The organism is Vannielia sp., assembly GCF_029212645.1.
Classification (GTDB): domain Bacteria; phylum Pseudomonadota; class Alphaproteobacteria; order Rhodobacterales; family Rhodobacteraceae; genus Vannielia.
Map to the genome: position 1 here is coordinate 23,172 of NZ_JARGND010000009.1, position 25,937 is coordinate 49,108.

Sequence of the window (25,937 nt, forward strand, 5' to 3'; positions counted from 1 at the left end):
CAAATATCCCCGCCGGAGGCTCAAAACCTGTTCTAGAGCGCCAAAAGAACTCAATGCCTCCGGCGGGGATATTTCCAGAGCATTGAGAACCCCAAAAAGGCAATCAACGCCCGTTGCCCCGGCGCGGGGTGGGCGGGTGGGCCGTGACGGGGGAGCGGGCGGTGATTGCCCCCGGGCGCGGCCTGATGTAACCCTCGCGCAAAAGCCCACCCGCAAGAACGGACCTCCCCATGTCGCGCATCCTCATCACCTCGGCCATTCCCTATATCAACGGGATCAAGCATCTGGGGAACCTCGTGGGCTCCCAGCTGCCGGCTGATCTTTACGCCCGCTATTGCCGGGCACGCGGCCATGAGGTGCTGTTTCTCTGCGCCACCGACGAGCATGGCACCCCCGCCGAGCTTGCCGCCGCCAAGGCCAACAAACCCATTGCTGAATTCTGCACCGAGATGCATGATATCCAAGCCACGATCGGCGCCGGTTTTGGCCTCAGCTTTGATCACTTCGGCCGCTCCTCCTCGCCGCAAAACCGCGAACTCACCCAGTATTTCGCCGGGGCGCTGGCCGATAACGGGCTGATCGAGGAAGTCACGGAAAAGCAAGTCTACTCCCACACCGACGGCCGCTTCCTGCCTGATCGCTACATTGAGGGCACCTGCCCCAATTGCGGCTACGAAAAGGCCCGTGGCGACCAATGCGAAAACTGCACCAAGCAGCTTGACCCGACCGATCTGATAAACCCGTGCTCCGCCATTTCCGGCTCAACCGACCTTGAGGTGCGCGAAACCAAGCACCTCTACCTGCTCCAGTCCAAGCTGCGCGACAAGCTTTCCGCCTGGATCGACAGCAAAACAGATTGGCCCATCCTCACCACTTCCATCGCCAGGAAATGGCTCAACGATGGCGATGGCCTGCAAGACCGGGGCATCACCCGTGATCTCGATTGGGGCGTGCCCGTGAAGCGCGGCACCGAAGATTGGCCCGGCATGGAGGGCAAGGTTTTCTACGTCTGGTTTGACGCCCCGATCGAATACATCGCCTGCGCCCGTGAGTGGCAAGATGCGGGCAAAGGCACCGATTGGGAAAGCTGGTGGCGCACCGACAAGGGCGCTGACGATGTGCGCTACGTCCAGTTCATGGGCAAGGACAACGTGCCCTTCCACACCCTCTCTTTCCCCGCCACTATCATCGGGGCCGATGATAACTGGAAGCTGGTCGACTACATCAAATCCTCCAACTATCTGAACTATGAGGGCGGCCAATTCTCTACCAGCCAGGGGCGCGGCGTGTTTCAGGATCAGGCGCTGGAGATCCTGCCCGCCGATTACTGGCGCTGGTGGCTGCTCTCCCACGCCCCCGAAACCTCCGACACCGAATTCACATGGGAAACCTTCCAAACCGATGTGAACAAAGACCTCGCCGATGTGCTTGGCAACTTCGTCAGCCGCGTCACCAAGTTCTGCCGTTCGAAGTTTGGCGAGGAAGTGCCCGCCGGCGGCGAGCTTTCAGAGCGCGGCACCGCGCTGATCGCCGATCTGCAAGAAAAGCTCGGCCAGTACACCGCCCATATGGAAGCCATTGAGCTGCGCAAATCCGCCGCCACGCTGCGCTCCATGTGGGTGGCTGGCAATGAGTTCCTCCAATCCGCCGCGCCCTGGTCCGTGTTCAAAACCGATCCCGAAGCTGCCGCCGCCGATGTGCGCCTCGCCCTCAACCTGATCCGGCTTTACGCACAACTTTCCGCGCCCTTCATCCCCGAGGCCGCCGCCCGGATGATGGCCGATATGAACACCGCGCCCGGGGCCTGGCCCGAAGACCTGCCCACCGTGCTCACCGCCCTGCCGCCCGGCCACGCCTTCACCACGCCCGAGGTGCTCTTTGCCAAGATCACCGACGAGCAGCGTGAAGACTGGGCCAGCCGCTTTTCGGGCACCCGCGACTAAGCTGAGGCCCTGCGCCTCAGCCCTGATGGTGCCACTGGCATGGCGTCATCCCGCTCTGCCGTCGAACAACAAGGGCCAAGAGGCCGGAATCGCCCAGCCCCCCTGCGGGCTCAGTTTTGCTCGGCCAGTTTGCCCCCCCCAGCGGCAACACAAAGCGCAGCCTGCCGCGCCATTCGCGCCATCTTCCGCGCCCGCCATTTGCCGCGCCCTGCCATCTTCCGCGCTCCGCCCTCTTTCCTTCTGCCCCAAACCCCTCCATCCTCTGCAAGATGTTGCTGGACGCCAAAAATATCTCCAAATCCTTCCCGCTTCCAACCGGAGCGGCGCAGCCTGTTCTGAAGGACATTTCCCTCACCCTCAACCCCGGCGAAACCCTCGCGCTTACTGGCGAAAGCGGCTCTGGCAAAAGCACGCTGCTGCACATCCTCGGCGCACTCGAAGAGCCCGATAGCGGCACCATCACCCTCTCCGGAATGCCCCTTAGTCCGGGCACCGACAGCTCTCGTGCCACCCTGCGGCGCACCAAGATCGGGCTGGTGTTTCAACAATTCAATCTGATCCCATCGCTCACCGTTGCCGCCAACCTCGCCTTTCAAGCCCGCCTCGCCGGGCGCCATGATCCGGTGTGGCAGGCCACCCTGGCCGAGCGTCTGGGCCTCACCGATCTGCTCTCGGCATGGCCCGAAACGCTCTCTGGCGGGCAGCAGCAACGGGTTGCAATTGGCCGCGCCCTCGGCCCCCGCCCACCGCTGATCCTGGCGGATGAACCCACCGGCAACCTTGATGAAAGCAGCGCCGAAATGGTCCTCGCCCTGCTCCTGGAGCTGGTCGCCGATACCGGGGCCGCGCTGCTCACCGTCACCCACTCCGAGCGTATCGCCGCCGCCATGTCACGCCGCCTGCACCTGCGCGCCGGGGCGCTGGAATGAGCGCCGCGCCCTCCGCACATCCCCGTCGATGACCCGCGCCGCCCTCTCTGCCCTGCTGTCGCACTGGCGCCGCCACCCCGGCCAGCTTGCCACCCTGCTGCTCGGCATCGCCCTGGCCACCGCGCTCTTTTCCGCCGTGCAGGCGATCAACGGCGAGGCTCGCGCCTCTTACGCCAAGGCCGAGGCGCGCCTTTCCCCAGATACCCCGCGCCGGCTCGATAGCCCGGCAGGCCGGGTGCCGCCTGAAACCTTCCTTGCCCTGCGCCGCGCCGGGTGGCTTGTCTCCCCGGTTTATGAGGCCCGCCTTTCCCGTGGCGGCGCGCTGGTGGAGGGGTATGATTTTCTCACCCTGCCGCCCGGTGCCCTGCCCGGCCTTGGCCCCACCCTCGCCACCACCGACCCGGCCAGCCTGATCGCACAAACCCCGGCCTGGGCCGCGCCCGAAACCATTGCCGCCAATCCCTCGCTCGCGCTCACCCCCGCCCCCGGCCTGCCGCCGGGGCGCATCGTCACCTCGATTGAGCGGGCCCGCGCCCTTGCCCCCGATGGCGGCTTCACCCACCTGCGCCTCGCGCCGGAAAGCGCGCTGCCGATGGGCCGCCCGCCACTTGTCTCCATCGCTCCCACGCTCACCATCTCTGCCCCCGAAGGCGGGGCCGAGGTGGCGCGGCTCACCCGCAGCTTTCACCTCAACCTCACCGCCTTTGGCGCGCTCTCCTTTGCTGTTGGCCTGTTCATCTCCTATGGCGCGATCGGGCTGGCGTTTGAGCAGCGCCGCTCGATGCTGCGCACCCTGCGCGCCCTCGGCGTGCCGCTGCCCCGCCTGATGACGCTGATGATGGCCGAACTGGCGCTGCTTGCGCTCATCGCCGGGGCGCTTGGCCTTGTCGCCGGGCACCTGATCGCCGCCGCGCTGCTGCCCGATGTGTCCGTTTCCCTCGCCGGGCTTTACGGTGCCCGCGTGCCCGGCGAGCTGGCCTTCCGGCCCGGCTGGGCGGCGGCGGGGCTTGGCATCGCGCTGGCCGGAGCCTTGGGCGCTGGGGCCGCCAGCTTTGCCCGCCTCGCCCGCCTGCCGCTGCTCTCTGGGCCCCGCCCCCGCGCATGGGCGCGCGCCTCGGCCCAGGCGCTACGCTTTCAGGCGCTTGGCGGCGGGGCGCTCATCGCTCTTGGCCTCTTCGCGCCCGTCCTCCTCCCCGGCCTCGTGGGCGGCTTCGCGCTGCTCGGCGGCCTGCTGATCGGCGCGGCCCTCCTGCTGCCCGCGCTTCTGGCGCTGGCCATCGCCGCCGCCCAACGCGCCGCCAAAAGCCCGCTGGCCGAGTGGTTCTGGGCCGACGCCCGCCAGCAAATTCCGGGCCTCCGGCTCGCCCTCATGGCCCTGCTTCTGGCGCTGGCTACCAATATCGGCGTTGGCACTATGGTCAGCTCGTTTCGTCTCACCTTCACTGGCTGGCTCGATCAGCGCCTCGCCTCCGAGCTTTACGTCACCGCCCGCTCCGAGGGCGAGGGCACCCGCCTGCGCGCCTTCCTCGCCACCCGCCCCGAAGTTCTGGCGACCCTGCCGATCTGGCACGTTGAGTTGCCCTTCCCCGGCGGTCTCTCCGGTGAGGTCTATGGCATCGCGGATGACATCACCTACCGCGATAACTGGCCTCTCATCGCCTCCGGCCCCGCCCCCTGGGACGCTGTGGCAACCGGCGGCGCGGCGCTGATCAACGAGCAATTCGCCCGCCGCCAAGGCCTCTCCCCCGGTGACACCCTCACCCTGGAAGACTGGAGCCTGCCCATCGCCGCCGTTTACTCCGATTATGGCAACCCAAACCCACAGGCCATCGTGGCGATTGATGCCCTCACCGCCCGCTTCCCCGATCTGCCCCGCCTGCGCCACGGCTTGCGCATCGCGCCGGGCGATGTGGCCCCCCTGTCGCAAGCCCTGATCGAAGAGTTCGGCCTGCCCCCCTCCGCCCTTGTGCCCAATGGCGAGATCAAGGCCTACTCGCTCAACATCTTCGAGCGCACCTTTGCCGTAACCGCCGCGCTGAATGCGCTCACCCTCGGCGTGGCCGCCATGGCAATCCTGACGGCCATGCTCACCCTCTCCACCCAGCGCCTGCCGCAGCTTGCGCCCGTTTGGGCGGCAGGCGTCACCCGTGCGCGGCTCGCCCGGCTGGAGGCGCTGCGCACCCTCGCGCTTGCCGCCTTCACCGCCGCCTTCGCGCTGCCGCTTGGCCTTGCGCTGGCTTGGGCGCTGCTCTCGGTGGTGAACGTCGCCGCCTTTGGCTGGAAGCTCCCGATGCACCTCTTTCCCGGCCAATGGGCGCTGCTGCTTGCCACCGCGCTGCTCACCGCGCTGCTCGCCGCCGCATGGCCAGTGGCCCAACTGCGCCGCACCGCGCCCTCCCGCTTCCTCCAGATATTTGCGAGCGAAAGATGAGCCAGCCCCTCCCCCCCAGCCACCTCGCCGCAACGCTCGTCGCCCTGCTCCTCGCCCTGGCCCCGCTCAGCACAACCGCGCAAGGGTTTGCAGGCCTCGGCACCACCGCCGAAGGCTTCGCGCAACCCACCCCTGGCACGCCCCTCACCTTCCCCGCCGATCACGCCGCCCACCCCGCCTACCGGATCGAGTGGTGGTATCTCACCGCCACGCTCACCGCAGCCGATGGCACGCCGCTGGGCGCTCAGTGGACGCTGTTTCGCTCCGCCTCCGCGCCCAATGAAGGCACAAACACCGGCTGGTCCTCGCCGCAGGTCTGGATGGGCCACGCCGCCGTCACCACGCCCAGCGCCCATTACGCCACCGAACGCCTCGCGCGGGGCGGCACCGGGCAGGCGGGCGTCACCGCCGCGCCCTTCTCCGCCTTCATCGACGATTGGCAGATGACCAGCACAGCCCCCGCCCCGGCGGACCCTCTCTCGGCCCTGCGCCTCACCGCCTCCGCGCCGCAGTTCACCTATGACCTCGCCCTCACCGCCTCTGCCCCACTCACCCTGCACGGCGATGCGGGCTATTCGGTAAAATCGGCCGCCGGACAGGCCAGCTACTACTACAGCCAGCCGTTCTACAACGTCACCGGCACCCTAACCCTCCCCTCCGGCCCGGTGGAGGTGACGGGCGAGGCCTGGCTTGATCGCGAGTGGTCTTCCCAACCCCTGGCCGACAATCAGGACGGGTGGGACTGGGTCTCCCTTTCCTTCACTTCCGGTGCCCGCCTCATGGGCTTCCGCCTGCGCCAAACCGACGGCACCGCCTTCACCTCTGCCACATGGATCACCCCCGACGGCCGCGCCACCGCCTACCCAGACGGCGCCCTCACCCTGACCCCCCTCGCCGAAAGCCCGACCAGCGGGGCCACCGTGCCAACCACATGGCGCGTCACCCTGCCCGCCCGCGGCGTCGACACCACCCTTACTGCTCTCAACCCCAACGCCTGGATGGACGTGAGCTTTCCTTACTGGGAGGGCCCCGTCACCATCACCGGCTCCCACGAGGGGCGCGGCTACCTTGAGATGACAGGCTACGACTAGGGCCGCCATGCGCGCCCTTGATCCTCCCCCTAAACCCCACCACCGTCAGACAACTGAAGGGTGATGAGGGTTTCCGTGCGCACATTCAAAGAGTTCCAGAGCCGAGGCTTCACAAAGGCCGAACAAGCTATTCTGGACGACCTCGAAAGAAGCTCCAGATCCACAGGATGACCCGACCCTCGTGAACGCAGACGTCCTGCGCTACGTCGCCCTCGGCGGCTGTGATGACCTTCCCACCCCTCTCCACGAGTCCGGCCTGAACGTCTCCGGCGCTCGCATCGTCGGAGACCTCGCCCACGAAGGCCGCACCCTCAATTATGGCGTCGCCCCCATAAATTGCCGCTTTACCGCGACCCCCAACCTCCGCTCCGCCCACCTGCCCGGCCTCTTCCTCAGCGACAGCACCTCCCCGGCCTCAACGCAGATAGGTTGGAGACCAATGGCGACGGCGTCCTGTGTGACATCAATCGCACCGGCGAAACCAGCCTCCTCGGGGGCAAACCGGACGGCAATCTCGACTGCACCAGCGCAACCCTCAGCGCCTCTGCGACATCGCAGCCCAAGAGCCCGCACCGGCGTTTCGGAATACGGTCACGTCGACCGGCATGTGCCGCTTCAGACTCCGCCAGAGTGAATTCTCTGCTGAGTTCACGACAGGGCTCGAAACGCGGATTTGTCCCTATTGCTCGGCTGAGGATCAGAATGGCCAACAAAGCCTTGACGTTCCGATGCGACATCGTCGGTTTTGGCGCCTTTCACCCGTCTGTACGCACAGTCGTCATGGGACGTTTTTGCGCGACATTCGCTTGAAGAAGTGGGGCGATCAATTGCATGAGCTTCTGGCGATGCGTGACCTCATTGAGGCGGAATTGTTAGTGCCGAAAAATGTTGAACCGAAAGCCCCTTCACCGTTTCAGGCCTATGTCGAGGACCGTCTCGAAGGCCATTCTGGTCCATCTTGGTTAGATGGACAGGACATCCATCAGGCAAGCCGCGCTGTCGAGATGCTGGGTGGATTGATCGCATTTGGACCACGCCAAAAGGCCGCGGAGATGACTTTGCGCAAATGGGATGAAGCTGGCCGCTTTGGCTGGGGCTTGGTTGTAGGAGGTGAGGCAGACGTCGCAGCTTTTCCTAAGGATAGGGCAAGGCTGTTTGGTGGAGAGGGTTCAGTAGAAAGTCATCGGTGGCATCCCGAAAAATGCTGCTACAATCGGCAGCTCAAAAAGCCCATTTCCTCCTCTCAAAAAGGCCATCTGCCAGACGCGCTGTAGCACCCGCATTGTCTATCGGTCTTGCTTTTGTTGGTGTTTGTTTTGGTTAACCTTCACAGGAGTTTCCGGATCTGCGCGGCCTCACAGGAGGGCCCGCGAAAGATCTGGAAATCAGGTGAGAAGGCAGCGCCCGGATTATACCATGTAATAACGCTACAAAACTTGCAGCGATCTACCGCAGTCGCCACGGTTTGCCATACAATGACACGGCCATCTTCTTGCAGCAGCTTGTCTTTTGCGTCATCAGTTCATTCTATTTGGTCTGTTTTGGCCAAAAATCATATTCAGACAAAGCCATTTTAATTCAGCACGCTAGGCACCCAAGGCAAATCTTACCCCGATTCATTGCAAACAAAACCGGGGGTTTTGGCATAACTATGCCCGCATCGACACTTTTGTTTCACGCACCAGTCAGCCGCATTTGGAGTGGCCGCAGGAGGTGCAGGTCATGCAGCCTTCAAGCATTTGCATGGTGAACTGGCCGCACGAGGGGCAGGGTTTGCCGCGCGGCGCGCCGATGCTCACAACCTCAGCCTGCGGATCGGATTTGAGGCCCATGCCGATGCCTTCGATGAAGCCGATTGTAATGAGGTGCCGCTCGATCACGCCGCCGATCGCCGCGAGGATCGAGGGGATGTATTTGCCCTCCATCCAGGCTCCGCCGCGCGGGTCGAACACGGCTTTCAACTCCTCGACCACGAAGGACACATCGCCGCCGCGCCGGAACACCGCAGAAATCATCCGCGTGAGCGCGACCGTCCAGGCAAAATGCTCCATGTTCTTGGAGTTGATGAAGACTTCGAAGGGGCGGCGGTGGCCGCCGACGACCACATCGTTGACCGTGATGTAGATCGCGTGCTCGCTGTCGGGCCACTTCAGCTTATAGGTGTTGCCCTCCAGCGCTTGCGGGCGGTCAAGCGGTTCGGAGATGTAGATGACATCGCCATCGGCGTCGGGCAGCGCAGTTTCCTCGGCTTGATCCGAGACCGAGAGCACTGAGCCTGTCACATCGTTCGGGCGGTAGGTGGTGCAGCCCTTGCAGCCGGTTTCATAGGCCTCAAGGTAGACCTCCTTGAAGGCTTCAAAGGAGATATCTTCGGGGCAATTGATGGTTTTGGAGATCGAACTGTCGATCCACTTTTGCGCCGCCGCCTGCATCTTGACGTGCTCCAGTGGCGGGAGGGTTTGCGCATTGGTGAAATGCTCTGGCAAGGGGGCGTCACCCTTGAGGTCCCGCCACATTTTCACAGCGTAATCAACGACTTCCTCTTCGGTGCGCGAGCCATCAGGTTGCAGCACCTTGCGGGTGTAGGCATAGGCAAAGACCGGCTCGATGCCGCTGCTCACATTGCCCGCGTAAAGTGAGATCGTGCCGGTGGGAGCGATGGAGGTGACGAGCGCGTTGCGGATGCCGTGGGTGGCGATGGCTTCGCGCACGTCATCGTCCATTTGCATCATGGTGCCGGAGGCGAGGTAAGGCTCGACCTCGAACAGCGGAAAGGCACCCTTTTCGCGGGCAAGCTCAACCGAGGCGAGGTAGCTGGCCCGTGCAATGGCCTTGAGCCAGGCCTCGGTTTGTGCGGCGGCCTCATCGGAGCCGTAGCGCAGCCCGGTCATCAGGAGCGCATCGGCGAGGCCGGTGACGCCAAGGCCGATGCGGCGCTTGGCCTGGGCTTCGGCGCGCTGCTGGGGCAGCGGGAAGCGCGAGGTATCTACCACGTTGTCCATCATGCGGATGGAGGTGGTGACGAGCTTGCCAAGCGCGGCCTCGTCAAGCTGTGCGCCCTTGTCGAAGGGTTTGCTGACTAGCCGGGCGAGGTTGATCGAGCCGAGCAGGCAGGCGCCGTAGGGCGGCAGCGGTTGCTCGCCACAGGGATTGGTGGCGCAGATCGTCTCGGCATAGCCGAGGTTGTTCATCTCGTTGATGCGGTCGATGAAGATGACGCCGGGTTCGGCGAAATCATAGGTCGAGCGCATGATCTTGTTCCACAGGTCGCGGGCTTGCACCGTGTGGTAAACCTTGGCGTCGGTTTTGCTATCGCCGAATTTCAACTCCCACGGGCCATCATTTTTGACAGCATCCATGAATGCATCGGACACTAGGACCGAAAGGTTGAACATTCGTAAACGGGCGGGATCGGACTTGGCGGCGATGAAATCCTCAATGTCGGGATGGTCGCAACGCATGGTGGCCATCATCGCGCCGCGCCGGGAGCCTGCGGACATGATGGTGCGGCACATCGCATCCCAGACATCCATGAAACTAAGGGGTCCGGAGGCATCGGCGGCAACCCCGGAAACAGCGGCGCCCTTGGGGCGGATGGTGCTGAAATCATAGCCGATTCCGCCGCCCTGTTGCATCGTGAGCGCGGCCTCTTTCAGCATGTCGAAGATGCCGCCCATGCTGTCGGGGATGGTGCCCATCACGAAGCAGTTGAACAGGGTTACAGAGCGGGCGGTGCCGGCACCGGCGAGGATTCGGCCAGCGGGCAGGAATTTGAAGCCTTCGAGCGCGTCGTAGAACTCGGCCTCGCGGGCCTTTGGATCGGCTTCGCATTCGGCCAGAGCCCTTGCCACACGGCGCCAACTGTCCTCGACGGTTTCGTCGATGGGGGTGCCGTCCGCCTCTTTGAAACGGTATTTCATGTCCCAGATGGCTTCGGCGATCGGGGCGGAGAAGGCTGTCATTTCAGGGATCCCGGGTAGTGATGCAGGGCGCCACAATAGCGTGGGATTGTGGCCGGGCAAGCTGTGATTGGTAGAATCGGCGCAGGGAAGATACGCTACCACATATGGACGAACGAATAAAGAACACCATACATCTGGTCAAACTTTGCGTCGGGGTGGACTCGGTGGAGGGGCTGGAGGCGTTTCGGGCGAAGCGGCGGAGGGAGACGGGGGAGGACTTCTCTCGGCATGTGACGCGTATGTGGCCGAAACAGCAGGACAGTTTGCTGAACGGCGGGTCGCTTTATTGGGTTATCAAAGGCGAGATTCAGGCGCGCCAGGAGATTGTGCGGCTGGATGAGGTGATTGGTACAGATGGTATCAGGCGGTGCGGGATTATCCTTGCGCCGCAGCTGGTTAGGGTGGCTCCGGCGGTGCGCAGGCCGTTTCAGGGGTGGCGCTATTTGAAGCCGGAAGACGCGCCGGTGGACTTGCCGCAAGCGCGGGAGGGCGACCCTGAGATGCCGCCGGAGTTGCGCGCCAAGCTGGCGGAAATCGGGGTTCTTTAGCCGGTTTGCAAAGCGCCACGCGGCCAGACACAGCGACACCATTTTATGATGGTGTAACAAGGGCTTGGCGGGCGAACTTGTTGCCAATGGGGTATCTGGGTAGTGCGGGGCACAAGCGATGCACAACCCATGCACAATTGATGCATCTCGCATCTGCGGCGTGAAAATGCTTCGGGGGCATTGCAAACCCTGCGGCCAGCCCGCCTTGGCGCTTCGCCCAATAGCGGCAACCCGCGCAACGGGGGACCGGCCCGCACCCGCCGAGGACGGCACAAAAAGGGGCGGCTCCGAGGGCCAGCCCTTTGCACTTCGTGGTGCAGGCGAACGATACCGAGGTTTGGAGCGCAGCGTCTGCTCAGAGCCTGAACTTACCAATGCTGCAATTGTAGAATGTTGCGTCTGCAGCATTGGAAATCGAGCGTCTTACAACAACTTTGTCGCTTAAGTGACGCCAAAATGTCGTCTTTTGTCGCTGTGTTGTCGGCATAAAGTCTATATGATGTCGCGAGCCTGCCGTCGGCGCAATTCTCGGAGGATGCGATGAACAAGCCATCAAATAAAAGGAGGCCAAGCATGGCACTTGATGGTGATAAACTGCGCAATCTTCGCGCTGCAAAGGGAATGTCCCAAGAAAAACTGGCCATATTGGCGAACGTCAATAAGCGCACGATCCAACGAGCCGAAAATGGCGATCCAGTTGGACTAGAAACTACTGCTTTTATCGCTGAGGCCGTAGGAGTTTCCCCTGCTTCTTTGCGAGGGCGACAGCCTGATCTCTTCGAAGTTGACAAAAAAGAGTGGGACGACGTCGTTTTGGTTCCTGTCAATTCTGGGCGGCGTGTCATTGACGCGTTGCGTTCAAGCTACGACGCAGAAATTTCATTCGACGTGGAGCCAACCCAAGACAACATCGAACCATTAGCGAAGCTTGCCGAGATGTTAGAACCGTTCAATCCTGATCCATGGGAAAACCCATTCGAAAAGTACGAACCTGCGCAAGCTGAGGTTTTACAAAAGCAGGCAGAGGTGAATGCGCTTCTTCCGTCACTTATAGATATGGGCATTAATGTCTATTTGGGAGCGTACCAAGCAGGGCGGCAGACCCCATCATATGACATGTACGAAAGCATAATGTCTCAACACGTCAGAGCACCGATTGAGTCGGTTCCGGTTTCATTGGTGGTTGTAAGCGATACATCATCATCGCACCTTTTGAGGAAGCCTGACGATGTTTACAGGGAACCCAAGGGCAACCCCGTAGACTTGGACGACGACATTCCGTTCTAAGTTCGGGAGGCAGGTTTGAAGTGGGTCTTTTCGCTATTGCAGCGAATTCACCCTTTGTCCCGCCAAGCGGACATCAAGTATGCAAGGCTCCCGTAGATTTCTTCGGGAGCCTTCGCACTTACAAGGGGTTTCGCCGGAGGCTGCATCACGAAATGAAAAGGGCGGCCTCGGAGAGCCGCCCTTTTGCTTTGTGTCGGGTGCCGATCAGGCGACGAGGGAGAAGTCGATGCCGATGATCAGTGGGTCGTGGTCGGAGGCGGCGATGGGGCCTTCGGCGTTCCACCCGGCGTCCTGGCCGTAGGCGGTGGAGTAGTTCAGCAGCGAGGGTTGGTTGGCGTTGATGTGCCACTCGGTGGCGCCGGTGATCAGGTCTGCCATGGTGGCATCGGCCAACGCCTGATCGAGCGTGCCTTGCTGGCCGTCAAAGACGTAGCTGTAGGCTTCGTCCTGGCCGATGAAGGCATCAATCAGGTCTTTCAGCCCCTCGTCGGTGAGGGTTTCCATCGAGTCTTCCTGGGCATAGCTGTTGAGATCGCCGAGGTAGATCACGTTGGTCACGCCGGTGCCATCAAGCCCGTAGGACTCAGACACCCAGGCTTCCAACTCGCCCGCGGCATCGTTGCGCACCTCGCTCCAGAAGCCCTGACCATCGCCCTGATCGAAGTTGGGATCGGCCAGAAGCGCCTCCATCGCGTCGGTGATGGCGGTGATTTCGGCGGCGGTGAGGCTGGCGGAATTGGCGGAGAGGTAGCTGGCCGCATCGTCGTAGACATCCTGCAACCCGCTGTCGCCCTTGGATTTGAAGTGCGACGACACCACGGTGAAGACATTGCCATCGCCGTCTTCAAAGGTGGCGGCAACCGAGGGGCGGTTCCTGTCATACTCGGCGAAGCTGGTGCCGATCAGCGCCGCGAGGCTGGAGGCCAGCGCGTTGGTGACAGCGCCCGAGGCTTCGGCATAGTCGATGAAATCGCTGTAAAGCAGGGTGACGGCGCTGGCATCGTAGAGCACCCCGGCCATGATCGCATCGGTGCCGACAAAGCCCTCGGTGCCGGTAGGATCGACGTAGGCGTAGCTGGCCCCGGTGCCAAGGAGGGTGGCCTCGGCGTTGAGTGCGGCGACCAGAGCCTCGGGGGCGGAGCCTGCGCCAAAGCCGCCGTTCTCGATTTCCTGGACGGCGATGACCTCGGCCCCGGTGCCGATGATCTCGGCCACCAGCCCCTCGGTTTGGGCGGCAAGATCGGCGGCGGAGGTGGCACCGCGCGGATCAAGATCGCCGTTGGGGCCGGTGGTGTTGCCGCTGGTATCAAGGGTGGTGAAGTAATTGAGCACGTTCACCGAAGCGACCTGTAGGCCCCCGCCCACATCTGCCGGGGCGGCCTCGATCGCGGCGACGTTGCTGGCCTGGTCGATCTCAAGCTGCGAGGTGGCGATGACCTGATAATCGCCGTAGCTATAGGTCATCACGCCTTCGATCGGGGCGGTGAGGATGGTGCCGAGCGACAGCGCCGGGCTGGTTTCATTGAAGGTGTCACCGGCATCAAGGTAGCCGTTGCCGTTATCGCCCGGCCCGGTGTTGGGGATGAACTCGAAAGCATCGGGGTTTTGCGAGCTGTTGCCGTCTTCGATGATGAGCGAGTTGTTGGCATTGCCTTCGATCATCGCCGCCACCGCTGCCGCATCATCCTGCGGATCGAGGATTTGGGTGGGTTGAACCGGGGTGCCCGCGCTCACGGCGATTTCGCCATATTGGGCGAGGCTGTAGTTTTGGGTGACGGTGAGCGGATCACCGGTGCCGGATGTGACCGAAACCATCATCCCCTCGACCGCCTCCAGATCCTGCGCAATGTCGGGTGACAGGGTGATGGTGGTGGCGGTGGGCATTGTGGTGGTGGTGGAGATCAGCACCACATCGCTGACCGAGGTGATCTCGGTGAGGCCGAAATACTCGGTGACGGTGCCGGTGACTTCAACGATCTGGCCAACCGCGACAGTGTAGGCCCCGCCGGTATAAACGAAGATGCCCTCGGAGGTGGTGTCATCGCCATCGGTGTCGCCGTCCTCTTCCTGAAGCCAGAAGCCGCTGCCCTCGGTATAGGTGACGACCGCCTCAACCGTGATATTGGACACGCCGTTATAGAGGCTTTCCATCCCGGTGCCCTGCACCTCGGAGATGAGCAGGAATTGGGAGGGGGGTTCGCCGGTGAAGTTTTCGCTGCCAGCGGTTTGAAGATCAGACGACCAGTTGCCCAGATCATTGGCCTGAAGCGAGGTGCCTTCCACGGTGGTGCTATCCTCATAGGCCCCGATATCGGTGGAGGTGAGGCCTTCGTAAACCTCGCCAACGGCCCCCACCATGCTGCCCTCGTAAGAGAGAAACTCCAGCGTGGTGCCTTCGCCATCAATCAGCGCGATGCCATCGGGGGCGCCGTTCTGGATGCTGCTGGGCGACCAGACGTAATAATCATAGCTGCCATCCGAGGTCATCACCATGTCGGCCACGTTGAGGCTGTTATAGGTGGTGGCGCCGTTGCCGTTGACCAGCTCAACCGAGTAGCCGCTGATATCGCCGCCCGCTTCAACGCGGATTTCAACAAACTCGCCGTCGTCCGCGCCTTGGTCATCGTAGTGGACTTCATTGATGCGGATATCGAGCGACCCGCCGCCGCCGAAATCGCCGGAGCCGGGGCTGCCAAGATCCCCATCACCAAAGCTGGTGGTGGCCGCTTGCCAATTGGCGGCATTTTCATTGTCGGCGGCAGGGTCAATCACCTCCATCGAAGCACCGGAGGCCAGCGGGAAGCTGCCATCGTAAAACACGCTGTCCTCGATGCCGCCGGCGCTATTGGAGAGGATCACCTCATCGGCCGAATTGGCAAGGATGAAGCCGGAATACTGGTAATCCACCGCGACGCCGCCGTTGCTGGCGGTATCGGCGTTGTTGCCCAGCACAAGGTAGCCGCCCGCCGCCAAGATCAGCGGGCCGCCGTTGTTGATGGTGTGACTGTCGTTATCGGCGTCCTGGATCGTCCAGCCGTTGATGTCGATGTCATTGTCGGTGGTGTTGAAGATCTCAAACCACTCGCCCGCGCTATCGCTCACCGCCGAGGGGTTTGCCATGATTTCGGTGATGACCACATCGGTGGGCGGGGTTTCGACCGTGTCCGCGACGTTTACGGTGATTTCGGCGGTGTCAGACGCGCCGCACTGGTCGGTTGCGGTGACGGAGATATCGTAGCTGTTGTCCCCGTCGCTATCAGTGGGGGCCTCGTAATCGGGGGCGGAGGCGAAGGTGATTTCGCCGGTGGTGCCATCAATCGTGAAGTCATCGGCGTCGGTGCCCGAGAGCGTGTAGGTGAGCACATCGCCGATGTTCGGGTCAGTGGCGAGCACATCTGCGGCGACGGTGGTGTCATTCTCGGTGGCGAGAACCGTGCGCACCGCGGTGATGGTGGGCGCGGCGTTGGTGCCGGTGATGGTGACGGTCACGGTTGCCGTATCAGAGGTGCCATCGGTGCTGAGGGCGGTGTAGGTGAAGGTATCGGTCGCGGTTTCCCCCTCACACAGCCCGTCAAAGAGCGTGCCGGGATCATAGGTGACATCGCCGCCATCAAAGCTGACGGTGGCGCCAGCGCCAGAGGTTGGATCAACCGATGCGACGGAGAGAACGTCTGTTTCATCGGGGTCGGCATCATTGGCCAGCAGGTCTGCCACGGTGAGGACAACGGGGGTGGAGCCTTGGGTGGCGGCGGTATCATCAAGCGCCACAACCGGCTGGTTGAGGCCGTTGATGGTGATGTTGACTGTCGCGGTATCGGTTTCGCCCTGCGCGTCGATCACGGTGTAGGTGAAGCTGTCGGTCGCGGTTTCACCCGCGCCAAGGCCGAGGTAATCGCCGCCGTAGGACACCGTGTAGGTGGCACCATCAAAGGCGACCGCGTAGCCATTGGCGGTGGTGGCATCGGTGCTGGTGATGCTGACGGTATCGCCATCAAGATCAGCGTCGTTGGAGAGCATGGTGGCGGCGGTGATTGTGGCCGGGGTGCTCTCATCGGTGGTCGTGGCGTCATCAATGGCGATGACACCATCGTTGCGGCCTTCGATGGTGACAGTAACGGTGGCGGTGGAAGTATCGCCGCAGCCGTCGTCGATGGAGTAGGTGAAGGTGTCTGTCGCGGTTTCGCCGTTGATAAGGTGCTGCCAGATGTCACCGGGATCGTAGGACACATTGGTGCCATCAAAGGTGACGGATGCGCCTGAGGCGGAGCTGGCATCAACCGCGGTGATGGTGGGGGTCAACGGGGTGGTGGTGCCGCCGCCGTGGTGGCCCCAGAAGTGATGCCACCAACCGTGATGCCCCCAACCGCCTTCGGTGGTTTCGCCGGGGATGTCATTGGCGAGAAGCTCGGTGCCGGAGATGACGAAGATGGCGTTTTCGTCGGTTGTGCCGCTGTCATTGATGGCCTCAGAGGGATCGCAGGTGTCTTCAGGATCGCAGCCGCCCCAATGGAAGCCCCCCCAGTTGATGCCGCCCCAATTGAAGCCACCCCAACTGAAGCCGCCCCAACTGAAGCCGCCGTGATCATTGTTGTCGTCGCCCTGACCGTTCTTATGGTCATTCCAGCCGAACTTGTTGGACGTGTACGAATTGAACTTGAAATGGCGCGACATGGAACCGTTCTCCCTCGTGAAATAGGTCTCGTGTGACAGGTTTTGTGCATTATATTTGCGCAAAGCGTATCAGGATTATGACGTGGGAGAAGAGGGAGGGGCGAAAAAGCTGTGGAAACCTCGCCCCACGGTAGAGGGCGCTGATCCAGCCGTTTGTTTTAAGCTCTTACAGTGTTTGGTAAAATTACGCGAAAATGCGCGCGAGGGGGCCGGGACCGATGCGCAGGATATCGCTCTTATCAGCGCACAGGCAGCGGCTGGAGGCGCCTGCAAGCCTGTAACCGCCGGAGTGCGGCGGCCAGGCTTGGGGTGGCGTGCGCCTGGGGGTCAGGCGACGTTTTCGAGGGATTGGGCTGGCTGAACACCGAGGGCGCGGCAAATGTCACGCGTCAGGCCGGGGCGATTGAGGGTGTAGAAGTGCAAATGCTCGGCACCATCGTCGATCAACTCGGAGCACAGCTCGGTGGCCAGCGCGGTGGCGAGGATTTCTTCGCGCCCGTCCCGCTCGGCGGCTTCAAAGGAATCGGTCAGCCATGTGGGCACATAGGCCCCGCAGCGCGCGGCAAAGCGGGCGGTATTGCGCCAGTTTTCGATCGGCAGGATGCCGGGAATGATCGGCTTGGTGATCCCGGCCTTTTCGCAGGCGTCGCGGAAGCGAAAGAAGGTTTCGGCCTCAAAGAAGAACTGGGTGATCGCCTCATCGGCCCCGGCCTCGAACTTTTGTTTCAGCCATGACACATCGGCCCCATCGCCTGCGGCGTCGGGGTGCGGATCGGGGTAGGCCCCAACGCGGACGGTGAAATCGCCGGTCTCCTTGAGGGCGGTGATCAGCTCGCAGGCATCGGCAAAGCCATCGGGGTGCGGCTCAAACTTGTCGGCCCCTTTGGGCGGATCGCCGCGCAGGGCCACGATCTCGCGCACGCCGGCCTCATGGAAGGAGCGGGCGATTTCGAGGGTTTCATCGCGAGTCGCGTTCACGCAGGTGAGATGCGCGGCCACGTTGAGGCCGGAGGATTTATGCAGGGTCGCCACCGCCTCGCGGGTCAACTCACGGGTGGTGCCGCCTGCGCCGTAAGTCACGGAAACGAATGTGGGATTGAGCGGCGCAAGCACCTGCACCGTATCCCAAAGGCGGAAGGAGGCCTCAAGGTTTTGCGGTGGAAAAAACTCGAACGAAACAGCGGGTGCAGGGGCGGACATAAGTAACCTCGGGGCGATTCTTGGGCATATCTGGTCGGTTTTGGTTGTCGCAAATCCGGCTTTGTGAAACAAGCTCATAACTCTCAACACCATTATGAGTTTCGGATGCATATCGAATTTCGCCATTTGCGCTCGGTGCGGGCGATCCATCAGGCCGGTGGTCTGGCCAAGGCGGCTGATATCCTGCACATCACCCAAAGTGCGCTGAGCCATCAGATCAAGGGACTGGAAGACCAGGTTGGGGTGGAGCTGTTTGTGCGCCGCTCCAAGCCCATGAAGCTGTCTGCCGCCGGGCAGAGGCTGTTGAAGCTGGCCGAGCGCATCCTGCCGGAGATCGAGGCGCTTGAGGCGGATTTTACCGCGCTCAAAAGCGGCAAGACCGGGCGGCTGCATATCGCGATTGAGTGCCACGCCTGCTTTGAGTGGCTGTTCCCGGTGCTGGAAACCTTCCGCAAGGCCTGGCCGGATGTGGATGTGGATATCCGCCCCGGACTGGCCTTTGGCGCGCTAACGGCGCTCCAGCGCGAGGAGGTGGATCTGGTGATCTCCTCCGATCCCGAGGCGCTGGACGGCGTGACCTTCATGCCACTGTTCGACTATGAGCCAACCTTCGTGGCCGCCGCAACGCATCCGCTGGCCCAAAAGGCATGGATCGCGCCGGAGGATTTCCGCGACGAAACGCTCATCACCTACCCGGTGGAGCCGGCGCGGCTGGATGTTTTCTCGCAGTTTCTGACGCCCGCCAAGGTGCAGCCGCGCCATGTGCGCCAATCGGAGCTGACGGCGGTGATCCTGCTGCTGGTCGCCTCGGGGCGGGGGGTTTCGGTGCTGCCCGATTGGGTGCTGCGCGAGGCACGGGGCTCTCGTGACTATATCACCCGCCCGCTGACCGAAGGCGGGCTGACCCGGCGGCTTTATGCGGCGGTGCGCGATGAGGATGTGACTAAACCCTATATGGCGCATGTGCTGCGTCTGGCCCGCACCGAACCGCTGAAACTGCAACGCGCGGTGGCCGAGGTTTAGCGACGTGTGAGTTGCGGCTGGAGACCTCTCGCGCGGGCCTTTGGGCCGCATTGCCTGCCGCGCCGGGGCGCTGCCGGTGCGCGAAAAATGGGTTAGGGCGCTGCACATGTGGGCGGTTCGGCGCGGCCCGTGTGCATTGCCAAGCCCCGCAGCCCTTGGCACCGCAGGCGATTGCGCCTATACGCCCGCATCTGAGCCACCAAAGGAGCCGGGCCATGTCGGGCAGCGCCAATCTCAACACCATGATCAAAGCCGCCCGCAAAGCCGGGCGCTCGCTGGTGAAGGACTTTCGTGAAGTTGAAAACCTTCAGGTTTCGAGCAAGGGACCGGGGGATTTTGTGTCTCGCGCCGATACCCGCGCCGAGGAGCTTGTGAAGGCCGATCTGATGGGCGCACGCCCCACCTATGGCTGGCTGGGCGAGGAAGGCGGCGGCGAAGAGGGCGAAGACCCGACCCGCCGCTGGATTGTTGATCCGCTGGATGGCACCACCAACTTTTTGCACGGTCTGCCCCATTGGGCGGTGTCGATTGCGCTGGAACACAAGGGCGAAATCGTTGCCGGTGTGGTTTATGATCCGGCCAAGGATGAGCTGTTCTGGGCCGAAAAGGGCATGGGCGCCTGGATGAACGAAACCCGGCTGCGGGTGTCGGGGCGCAACAAGATGATCGAATGCATCTTTGCCACCGGCCTGCCGTTTGGTGGCAATCCGGAGTTGCCCGAGAGCCTGCGCGCCTGTGGCCGCGTGCTGCCGACCTGCGCCGGAATTCGCCGCTGGGGCGCGGCCTCGCTGGACCTTGCCTATGTGGCCGCCGGGCGGCTGGATGGCTACTGGGAGCGCAAGCTCCACGCATGGGATATTGCCGCCGGTGAGATCATCGTGCGCGAGGCTGGGGGCTTTACCGAGCCGGTGCGCGAAGGCCGTTCGACCATTGACCACGGCGAGATTATCGCCGCCAACCCGGATATCTTTAGCAAGTTCGCCAAGGAAGTGCGCGGAAGCTGAGGGCAGGCCCAAAAAGGGCAGAGCCTCCGGCGGGGATATTTAGAGCAAGAAAATGAGGTCATGCGCATTTTCTTGCTGAAAATATCCAAATAAATCAAAAGAATGCGCCGTAAGGCGCGCAATTGGATCGCGCTATCGGTCGCTTGGGTGGTTGATGCCGTCGGTCCAGGGCACGGGCTCAAGATCGCGCGGGTTCACCCCTTCGATGCAGGCCGCGTTAACGCCGTATTCATTGGGGTTTGAGCGGCGTTGATGGTGGGTGTAGATGCCGCAGGTTTTGCAAAAATAGTGCTTCGCGGTGCCGGTGCCCCATTTGTAAAGCGTCAGGTTTTCGGCCCCCTTCACCACCCGGACATTGCCGAGCGGGGCCGATACGGCGATGGCGCCACGGCGGCGGCAAAACGAGCAATCGCAGCGCCGGGCCGAGGCGAGCCCCTCGGGCACAAGGGTGACGGCGAGCTCAACGGCGCCGCAGTGGCAGGTGGCTTTCAGGGTCATTTCTTTCGTCCTACGCGGGGGATATTGGTGGGGGATATCCCTTTGATTTCATAATGCGTTTCCGGGTGAGGTGGATGGCCCTCGGTGCGTTTCCACCATTTTGAAGCGCCTTCTTTCAGCCACCACGGCAGGGTGCCGAGGATGCCAACAGCAAAGCCGCCGACATGCGCCCAATAGGCCACGCCCGCGCTTTCGCTGGCGGTGGACGCGCCGTTCCAGAGCTGGATTCCAAACCACGCCACCAGCACAATCCAGGCCGGGATCGGGCGGACCACGATGAAGAAGAACACATCAACCCTGGCGCGCGGGTAGAGCAGCAGGTAGCCCCCCATCACCCCGGCAATCGCGCCTGAGGCCCCAACCAGCGGCACCCCGCTGTTCGGATTGGTCCAGACGTGCAGCAGCGTGGCCGCGACACCGCTGGCGAGGTAGAAGAGCAGGTAGGGAATATGCCCCATCTCATCTTCCATATTGTCGCCGAACACCCACAAAAACAGCATGTTACCTGTAAGGTGCATGAAGCTGCCATGGAGGAAAAGCGAGGTGATATAATCGCTCGGATCGGCATAGGCGGGGACCACGCCCCACTCGCGATAGAAAAACCCCAGCCGGATATCGTTGACCGAAATCGGCAGGGTGATCAGCAGGAAGACGCCCACATTTATCACCACCAAAGCGAGGGTGATGTAGGGGATCCGGCGGGAGGGGTTGTGGTCACGGATTGGGAACATGGCGCAGGGTTGCCTGTGAGGGGCAGGATGGTCAAGCCGCGGTTCACATTTGCGGGAGGGGGTGGCCGGGGTTGGGAGTTGCGAGGAGGTTGAGACATGTGGGTTTTGGCTCAAATAGTCCCGACATCCGGTCCTTTTTTGGGGGCCATGATGGCGGCAGAGGAGACGTGCAAGTATCTGTTAAGTGATGATGATTTGAAAAGATCAGCGGTTCTGGAGACTTTAGACAATGAGATTTGGAAAAGGGCCTCGGTGGCGCGGACGCGGGTGCTATTGGATTTGGGAATGGAGCGGCGCGATGGCGTGTGATGCGCTTATTACCTATTGCCCAAGCTGCGCCGTTGGGGAGACCAGTGCGCCTTCGTTCGCTCCGCGCCGCATGATTGCTCATTAAATATCAATGAGTTGGGTGAGGAGACGGCCAAAGAGTCCGTGCATTTTGCCGCTCAGGCGGGCCGCGCGTTGGCGTTGATTGGCTGGATCGCAAGCTCGAAGCCCGCGTGCAACTTGAGGGCGCGCGCACGCTCAACCCGTGGCTCCCGAGGCGCGGGTGGATGCCGATGTTGGGCGGTGAGCGCCTCTAAGGGCGCTGCGGTAGGGTTTGGCGGTTAACCCTTAAAAGCAACGGGACACACCCGATGCACAAGCGATGCACATCCCATGCAGATGCGCTTTTGGGCGGACGCCGTTAAACAATACGCCGTGCGCCCGGTTTACCGACGGTTCAGCCCATGAAACGGCCAGCCGCATGATGTGAGGGATTGAACATCGGTGCGGCGGGCGGGTAGAGCGTGTATGGCAGCGCCAGATGCGGGCGTGATGGAATGGTAGACATACCAGACTTAAAATCTGAGGGGGCGTAGCCCCGTGTGGGTTCGAGTCCCACCGCCCGCACCATCTGACTTTCGGATGTGGACAGAAACTGTAAGGCCTTGATCGGTAAGGTGGTTTCTGCGGTTCGAAGTCCGGTTTCGCGCGATACGTTCAGAGGCGCTGCAAAGGCCAGCCGTAGCACGGTTCTCTTGAGCTCGTAGGAACCCTTTTTCCAGATTCTCCAAGGGCTTGCGAGAAACGTCATGGAAAGTTCGAACATCTTGTCGAAGTTTCCCTCCGGAATGCTCCTACAAGCCATTTTCTCCTTCAAAAAGGCGGTTTCAGAGTGCAATTCCGCGATCCTCGTTTCGTAGGCTTTAGCGGTCTCGTCATTTTGAGTTCGAGCAGCCCGGTCGATCAACGAACTGACCTCGGTGTCAATTTGCCGTAGCCGGGTGCTATGCCGCGAAGGTTCTTCTTTGGAGTTCGAACGATAACGATCCCATGCATCGCGAAACATCAACCCAGCAAGTTCGAACGTCTTGGCCGTTGGCGTGAGACCCTTCAAGACGTGCTCGAACTCAGTCTCCAGCTTGTCCCGTGCGATGGATTTGCCCCGCTGACTGCAGCCTTTGTGGTGGCAAAGGTAGTAAGGATATCGCTTCCCTGTTCCGCTTTTGACCAACAGGAGGTCAGACTATACCCCCATTCACAGCACGTCAGAAACCCGATGAGCCAGACCCTCTCTTAGATCGGGCAGCCATCTGTCCCAAATACCCTGACGACGGACATGGTGGGGAAAGTGCTCCGTTCAGCCATCGCGCTCGCCGCGACAATGATCTTTTGGATATGAGTCAAGAGCCTAGCCCTGCCCCTCCAATCCATCATGGGGACGATGGAAAGCTTAGCACGTTGGTCCATTTGCATCTTTAGACCATTCCAACCGTTGCGGTGCAAAGCTGCTGAGCAGGAGTACGCCCCAGCATTCCCGAATTTGCGCCATTTTCGACGCCCTATTGCACGCGATAAGACCCGTAAAAGCAGGCAACCCGCCAGCAGAAGGGACCGCGAAGCAACTGCTCCTTTTCACGCGGACGGCCACGGCACGACCTTCGCTGCGCCCCACTGCAACGCGTGGCTGCTGCTCCAGCGTATGGCCACAGCCCCGCAAATTTAGACAGTGATCTCGGTGAGATTTTTCGGCCGTGGGTAGTTTCCCGAAAAGATCGGGCGACTTTTTTCTCGCATGTTAAAGTTTTTCGCCGTATCTTACGCAAATACCTTGAGGGAGGAAAAAAGTGATGGGTGCAGATAAGGATCGCGACCAAAAGCGGCGCATTGATACCATGGAAGAACTGGCGGTGGCGATAGGCGTTTCACGCCCAACGCTGTCACGCTACTTTCAGGACCCTGAACGCGTGAGCCGCACCTCACGAGAGCGAATTGCGCAGGGGTTGGAGCGGGTTGAATATGTGCCGAACTTCTTCGCCACCCGCCTGAACCGCAAGTCGACAGGGATTATCGGGGTGGTCATTCCGTACCTCAATGACCTGTTCTTTACCAAGCTTCTGGAGGCGATCGAACGCGCGGCAATGGCCGAGGGTTACACGGTGATCACCCAGTGCTCCCACTCCGACCCGCTCATCGAAGCACGGGCGGCGGAGACCTTCATGTCGATGAGCGTGGACGGCGCATTGGTTGCCCCCCTTGGCAACCAGAGCGATATGAAAGCCCATGAGCGGCTGCGTTCGCGGCTTCCCTGTGTGCTTGTGGACTCACGCCCGAAAAGCATGCCAAACGTAGATTTTGTTGGCTCAAATCACGTTCAGAGCACCGGCCTTGCAACCGAGTATCTATGCCGCGTGGGCACGCCTCCGATTTTTCTGGCTATGCCGCGCGTCAACTTTAACGCGATGGAACGTGAGCTTGCTTATATCGCGAAGATGGAAGAGCTGGGGCATGAGCCACATATCATCGGCACCGAGGTGCTCAATGACGATGGGCTGTTTGAAGCGCATGGCCGGGCGGTGCTGGACCGGGAGTTTGCGGCGGGCCGCCTGCTTGAAAGCTCGGTGCTTTGCGCCAACGACCGCGTGGCCATCGGCGCGCTGCGCGCGGCGGCCTCGCACGGGCTGGAGCCGGGCGCCAAACGCCAGGGCGGATTGCGAATCATGGGGCATGACGATTACCCGCTTTGCCCCTTCGCGGTGCCCAGCCTGACCACCGTTGCGCAGGATGTGGAGGCCATCGGGCGCGCCTCGGTCTCGCGCTTAGTGAAAACGATACAAGCGCAAAAAAATCAGGATGAACAGATTGTTAAGCTCTTTGACGGCGAGCTGAAAGTGCGGGACTCTGCCTGAAATATTAGCTTTTCCATGCGTAAGCCATGCGCCCAACGCAATTCGGGATTGACGGGTGCACAGTGCAGGGGGTATTACTGAACGCATGTAAAAGGGAGGACATCATGTCTATCAAACGATCACTTCTGGCTTCCGCCGTTGGCCTTGGCCTCACTGCTGGCATCGCATCGGCTGAGGGCCACGCCACGACCATCACCATCGCGACCGTGAACAACGGCGACATGGTGCGCATGCAGGGGCTGACCGACGACTTCAACGCCAAGCACCCCGACATCACCGTTGAGTGGGTTACTCTGGAAGAGAACGTTCTGCGCCAGAACGTCACCACCGACATCTCCACCGGCGGCGGCGCATATGACGTGATGACCATTGGCACCTACGAGGTTCCGATCTGGGGCAACAACGGTTGGCTCGTGTCGCTGAACGAAGGCATGGCCGACGACTGGAACGCCGATGACCTGCTGCCCGCCATCGCTGGCGGCCTCACCATCGACGGCGAGCTTTACGCGGCACCCTTCTACGGTGAATCCTCGATGGTGATGTATCGCACCGACCTGATGGAAAAAGCGGGCCTTGAAATGCCGGACGCCCCCACCTGGGACTTTATCCGCGAAGCGGCCGCCGCCATGACCGACCGTGAAAACGAGATCAACGGCATCTGCGCACGCGGCAAGGCGGGCTGGGGCGAGAACATGGCCTTCCTGACGGCGATGTCCAACTCGTTTGGCGCGCGCTGGTTTGACGAAGACTGGGCCCCGCAGTTTGACACGGAAGCCTGGGCCAACACGCTCAACTTTTATCTCGACATGATGAACGAGTCTGGCCCGAACGGCGCGGCCAACAACGGCTTTAACGAGAACCTGACACTGTTCCAACAGGGCAAGTGCGGCATGTGGATCGACGCCACCGTTGCAGCATCCTTCGTGACCGGTGCAGACTCCACCGTGGCTGACAAGGTTGGCTTTGCACTGGCCCCCGACACCGGCCTTGGCAAGCGTGGCAACTGGCTCTGGGCATGGTCGCTGGCCATCCCAACATCGTCCGAAAAGCAGGACGCCGCAAAAACCTTCATCAGCTGGGCCACAAGCCAGGCCTATGCCGAGTTGGTTGCAGGCAAAGAGGGCTGGGCAAGTGTTCCTCCCGGAACCCGCACCTCGCTTTACGAGAACCAGAACTACCTGGACGCCGCACCCTTCGCGAAGATGACGCTGGACAGCATCAACTCCGCTGACCCGACCAACCCAACGGTTGATCCGGTTCCCTATACCGGCGTTCAGTTTGTTGCGATCCCCGAGTTTGCCGGTATCGCGAACCAGGTTGGCCAGCAGTTCTCCAACGCTCTGGCGGGCAACCAATCTGCCGAAGAAGCCCTTGCTGCGGCGCAAGAGCTGACCCTCGAAGAAATGGAAGCCGCAGGCTACTGATCAGCCCGGCACTCCCCGCAAG

The 25,937-nt window shown here is 61.8% G+C and carries 17 protein-coding genes and 1 tRNA gene; 13 read left to right on the plus strand and 5 right to left on the minus strand.

Annotated features, from left to right (window positions below; genetic code table 11):
* The first annotated feature begins 230 nt into the window (after positions 1 to 230).
* The 5 genes from metG to P1U55_RS04700 all read left to right on the plus strand — a co-directional run bounded on the left by metG (position 231) and on the right by P1U55_RS04700 (position 7,668).
* On the plus strand, positions 231 to 1,943 hold the full coding sequence (gene metG / locus P1U55_RS04680; RefSeq protein ID WP_301046349.1) for a methionine--tRNA ligase: 1,713 nt from the start codon (positions 231 to 233) through the stop codon (positions 1,941 to 1,943).
* Between the two features lie 269 nt (positions 1,944 to 2,212).
* The gene (locus P1U55_RS04685; RefSeq protein ID WP_301046351.1) at positions 2,213 to 2,872 is read left to right on the plus strand and encodes an ABC transporter ATP-binding protein; all 660 of its coding nucleotides are present in this window, start codon (positions 2,213 to 2,215) and stop codon (positions 2,870 to 2,872) included.
* Positions 2,873 to 2,900: 28 nt separating this feature from the next.
* Complete coding sequence (locus P1U55_RS04690) at positions 2,901 to 5,303, plus strand: FtsX-like permease family protein (RefSeq protein WP_301046352.1); 2,403 nt, start codon at positions 2,901 to 2,903, stop codon at positions 5,301 to 5,303.
* The gene (locus P1U55_RS04695; RefSeq protein ID WP_301046353.1) at positions 5,300 to 6,394 is read left to right on the plus strand and encodes a lipocalin-like domain-containing protein; all 1,095 of its coding nucleotides are present in this window, start codon (positions 5,300 to 5,302) and stop codon (positions 6,392 to 6,394) included. The genes P1U55_RS04690 and P1U55_RS04695 overlap by 4 nt, the downstream gene beginning before the upstream one ends.
* 791 nt (positions 6,395 to 7,185) lie before the next feature.
* Positions 7,186 to 7,668 (plus strand): hypothetical protein, encoded by a 483-nt coding sequence (locus P1U55_RS04700; RefSeq protein WP_301046355.1) that lies wholly within the window; start codon positions 7,186 to 7,188, stop codon positions 7,666 to 7,668.
* Between the two features lie 411 nt (positions 7,669 to 8,079).
* On the opposite strand, the gene P1U55_RS04705 is transcribed toward P1U55_RS04700, so the two are convergent.
* Positions 8,080 to 10,356, minus strand: a complete 2,277-nt coding sequence (locus P1U55_RS04705; protein WP_301046358.1) for an adenosylcobalamin-dependent ribonucleoside-diphosphate reductase — start codon at positions 10,354 to 10,356, stop codon at positions 8,080 to 8,082.
* Positions 10,357 to 10,460: 104 nt separating this feature from the next.
* On the opposite strand from P1U55_RS04705, the gene P1U55_RS04710 reads away from it, so the two are divergent.
* Both P1U55_RS04710 and P1U55_RS04715 read left to right on the plus strand, forming a co-directional pair.
* Positions 10,461 to 10,904 (plus strand): DUF1489 domain-containing protein, encoded by a 444-nt coding sequence (locus tag P1U55_RS04710; protein ID WP_366943018.1) that lies wholly within the window; start codon positions 10,461 to 10,463, stop codon positions 10,902 to 10,904.
* Positions 10,905 to 11,477: 573 nt separating this feature from the next.
* Positions 11,478 to 12,191 (plus strand): helix-turn-helix transcriptional regulator, encoded by a 714-nt coding sequence (locus P1U55_RS04715; protein WP_301046359.1) that lies wholly within the window; start codon positions 11,478 to 11,480, stop codon positions 12,189 to 12,191.
* A gap of 204 nt (positions 12,192 to 12,395) precedes the next feature.
* Here the strand turns inward: P1U55_RS04715 and P1U55_RS04720 are convergent, their stop codons facing one another.
* Positions 12,396 to 16,862, minus strand: a complete 4,467-nt coding sequence (locus P1U55_RS04720; RefSeq protein WP_301046362.1) for an ExeM/NucH family extracellular endonuclease — start codon at positions 16,860 to 16,862, stop codon at positions 12,396 to 12,398.
* 327 nt (positions 16,863 to 17,189) lie between these two features.
* Positions 17,190 to 18,062, minus strand: coding sequence for a methylenetetrahydrofolate reductase [NAD(P)H] (metF, locus tag P1U55_RS04725; protein WP_301046364.1), 873 nt, complete (start codon positions 18,060 to 18,062; stop codon positions 17,190 to 17,192).
* Between the two features lie 105 nt (positions 18,063 to 18,167).
* Between metF and P1U55_RS04730 the strand changes: the two genes are divergently transcribed.
* Positions 18,168 to 19,085: a LysR family transcriptional regulator gene (locus tag P1U55_RS04730; RefSeq protein ID WP_301046365.1), complete on the plus strand. Its 918-nt coding sequence runs from the start codon at positions 18,168 to 18,170 to the stop codon at positions 19,083 to 19,085.
* Positions 19,086 to 19,300: 215 nt separating this feature from the next.
* The gene (locus tag P1U55_RS04735) at positions 19,301 to 20,089 is read left to right on the plus strand and encodes an inositol monophosphatase family protein (RefSeq protein WP_301046366.1); all 789 of its coding nucleotides are present in this window, start codon (positions 19,301 to 19,303) and stop codon (positions 20,087 to 20,089) included.
* 132 nt (positions 20,090 to 20,221) lie between these two features.
* Here P1U55_RS04735 and P1U55_RS04740 read toward each other — a convergent pair whose 3' ends face one another.
* Together P1U55_RS04740 and P1U55_RS04745 are read right to left on the minus strand one after the other, a co-directional pair.
* Positions 20,222 to 20,587 carry a GFA family protein gene (locus P1U55_RS04740; RefSeq protein WP_301046367.1) on the minus strand — a complete coding sequence of 122 codons (366 nt, stop codon included), beginning with the start codon at positions 20,585 to 20,587 and terminating at the stop codon, positions 20,222 to 20,224.
* Positions 20,584 to 21,318, minus strand: a complete 735-nt coding sequence (locus tag P1U55_RS04745; protein ID WP_301046368.1) for a rhomboid family intramembrane serine protease — start codon at positions 21,316 to 21,318, stop codon at positions 20,584 to 20,586. The genes P1U55_RS04740 and P1U55_RS04745 overlap by 4 nt, the downstream gene beginning before the upstream one ends.
* A 96-nt stretch (positions 21,319 to 21,414) precedes the next feature.
* Here P1U55_RS04745 and P1U55_RS04750 point away from each other — a divergent pair, with 96 nt between their 5' ends.
* The 4 genes from P1U55_RS04750 (at position 21,415) to P1U55_RS04765 (ending at position 25,915) form a co-directional block, all read left to right on the plus strand.
* Positions 21,415 to 21,627 carry a hypothetical protein gene (locus tag P1U55_RS04750; protein WP_301046369.1) on the plus strand — a complete coding sequence of 71 codons (213 nt, stop codon included), beginning with the start codon at positions 21,415 to 21,417 and terminating at the stop codon, positions 21,625 to 21,627.
* Positions 21,628 to 22,128: 501 nt separating this feature from the next.
* Positions 22,129 to 22,215 (plus strand) — tRNA-Leu (locus P1U55_RS04755).
* A gap of 1,217 nt (positions 22,216 to 23,432) precedes the next feature.
* Positions 23,433 to 24,491, plus strand: coding sequence for a LacI family DNA-binding transcriptional regulator (locus P1U55_RS04760; RefSeq protein WP_301046370.1), 1,059 nt, complete (start codon positions 23,433 to 23,435; stop codon positions 24,489 to 24,491).
* Positions 24,492 to 24,595: 104 nt separating this feature from the next.
* Positions 24,596 to 25,915: a sugar ABC transporter substrate-binding protein gene (locus P1U55_RS04765; RefSeq protein WP_301046371.1), complete on the plus strand. Its 1,320-nt coding sequence runs from the start codon at positions 24,596 to 24,598 to the stop codon at positions 25,913 to 25,915.
* The last annotated feature ends 22 nt before the right edge of the window (positions 25,916 to 25,937 follow it).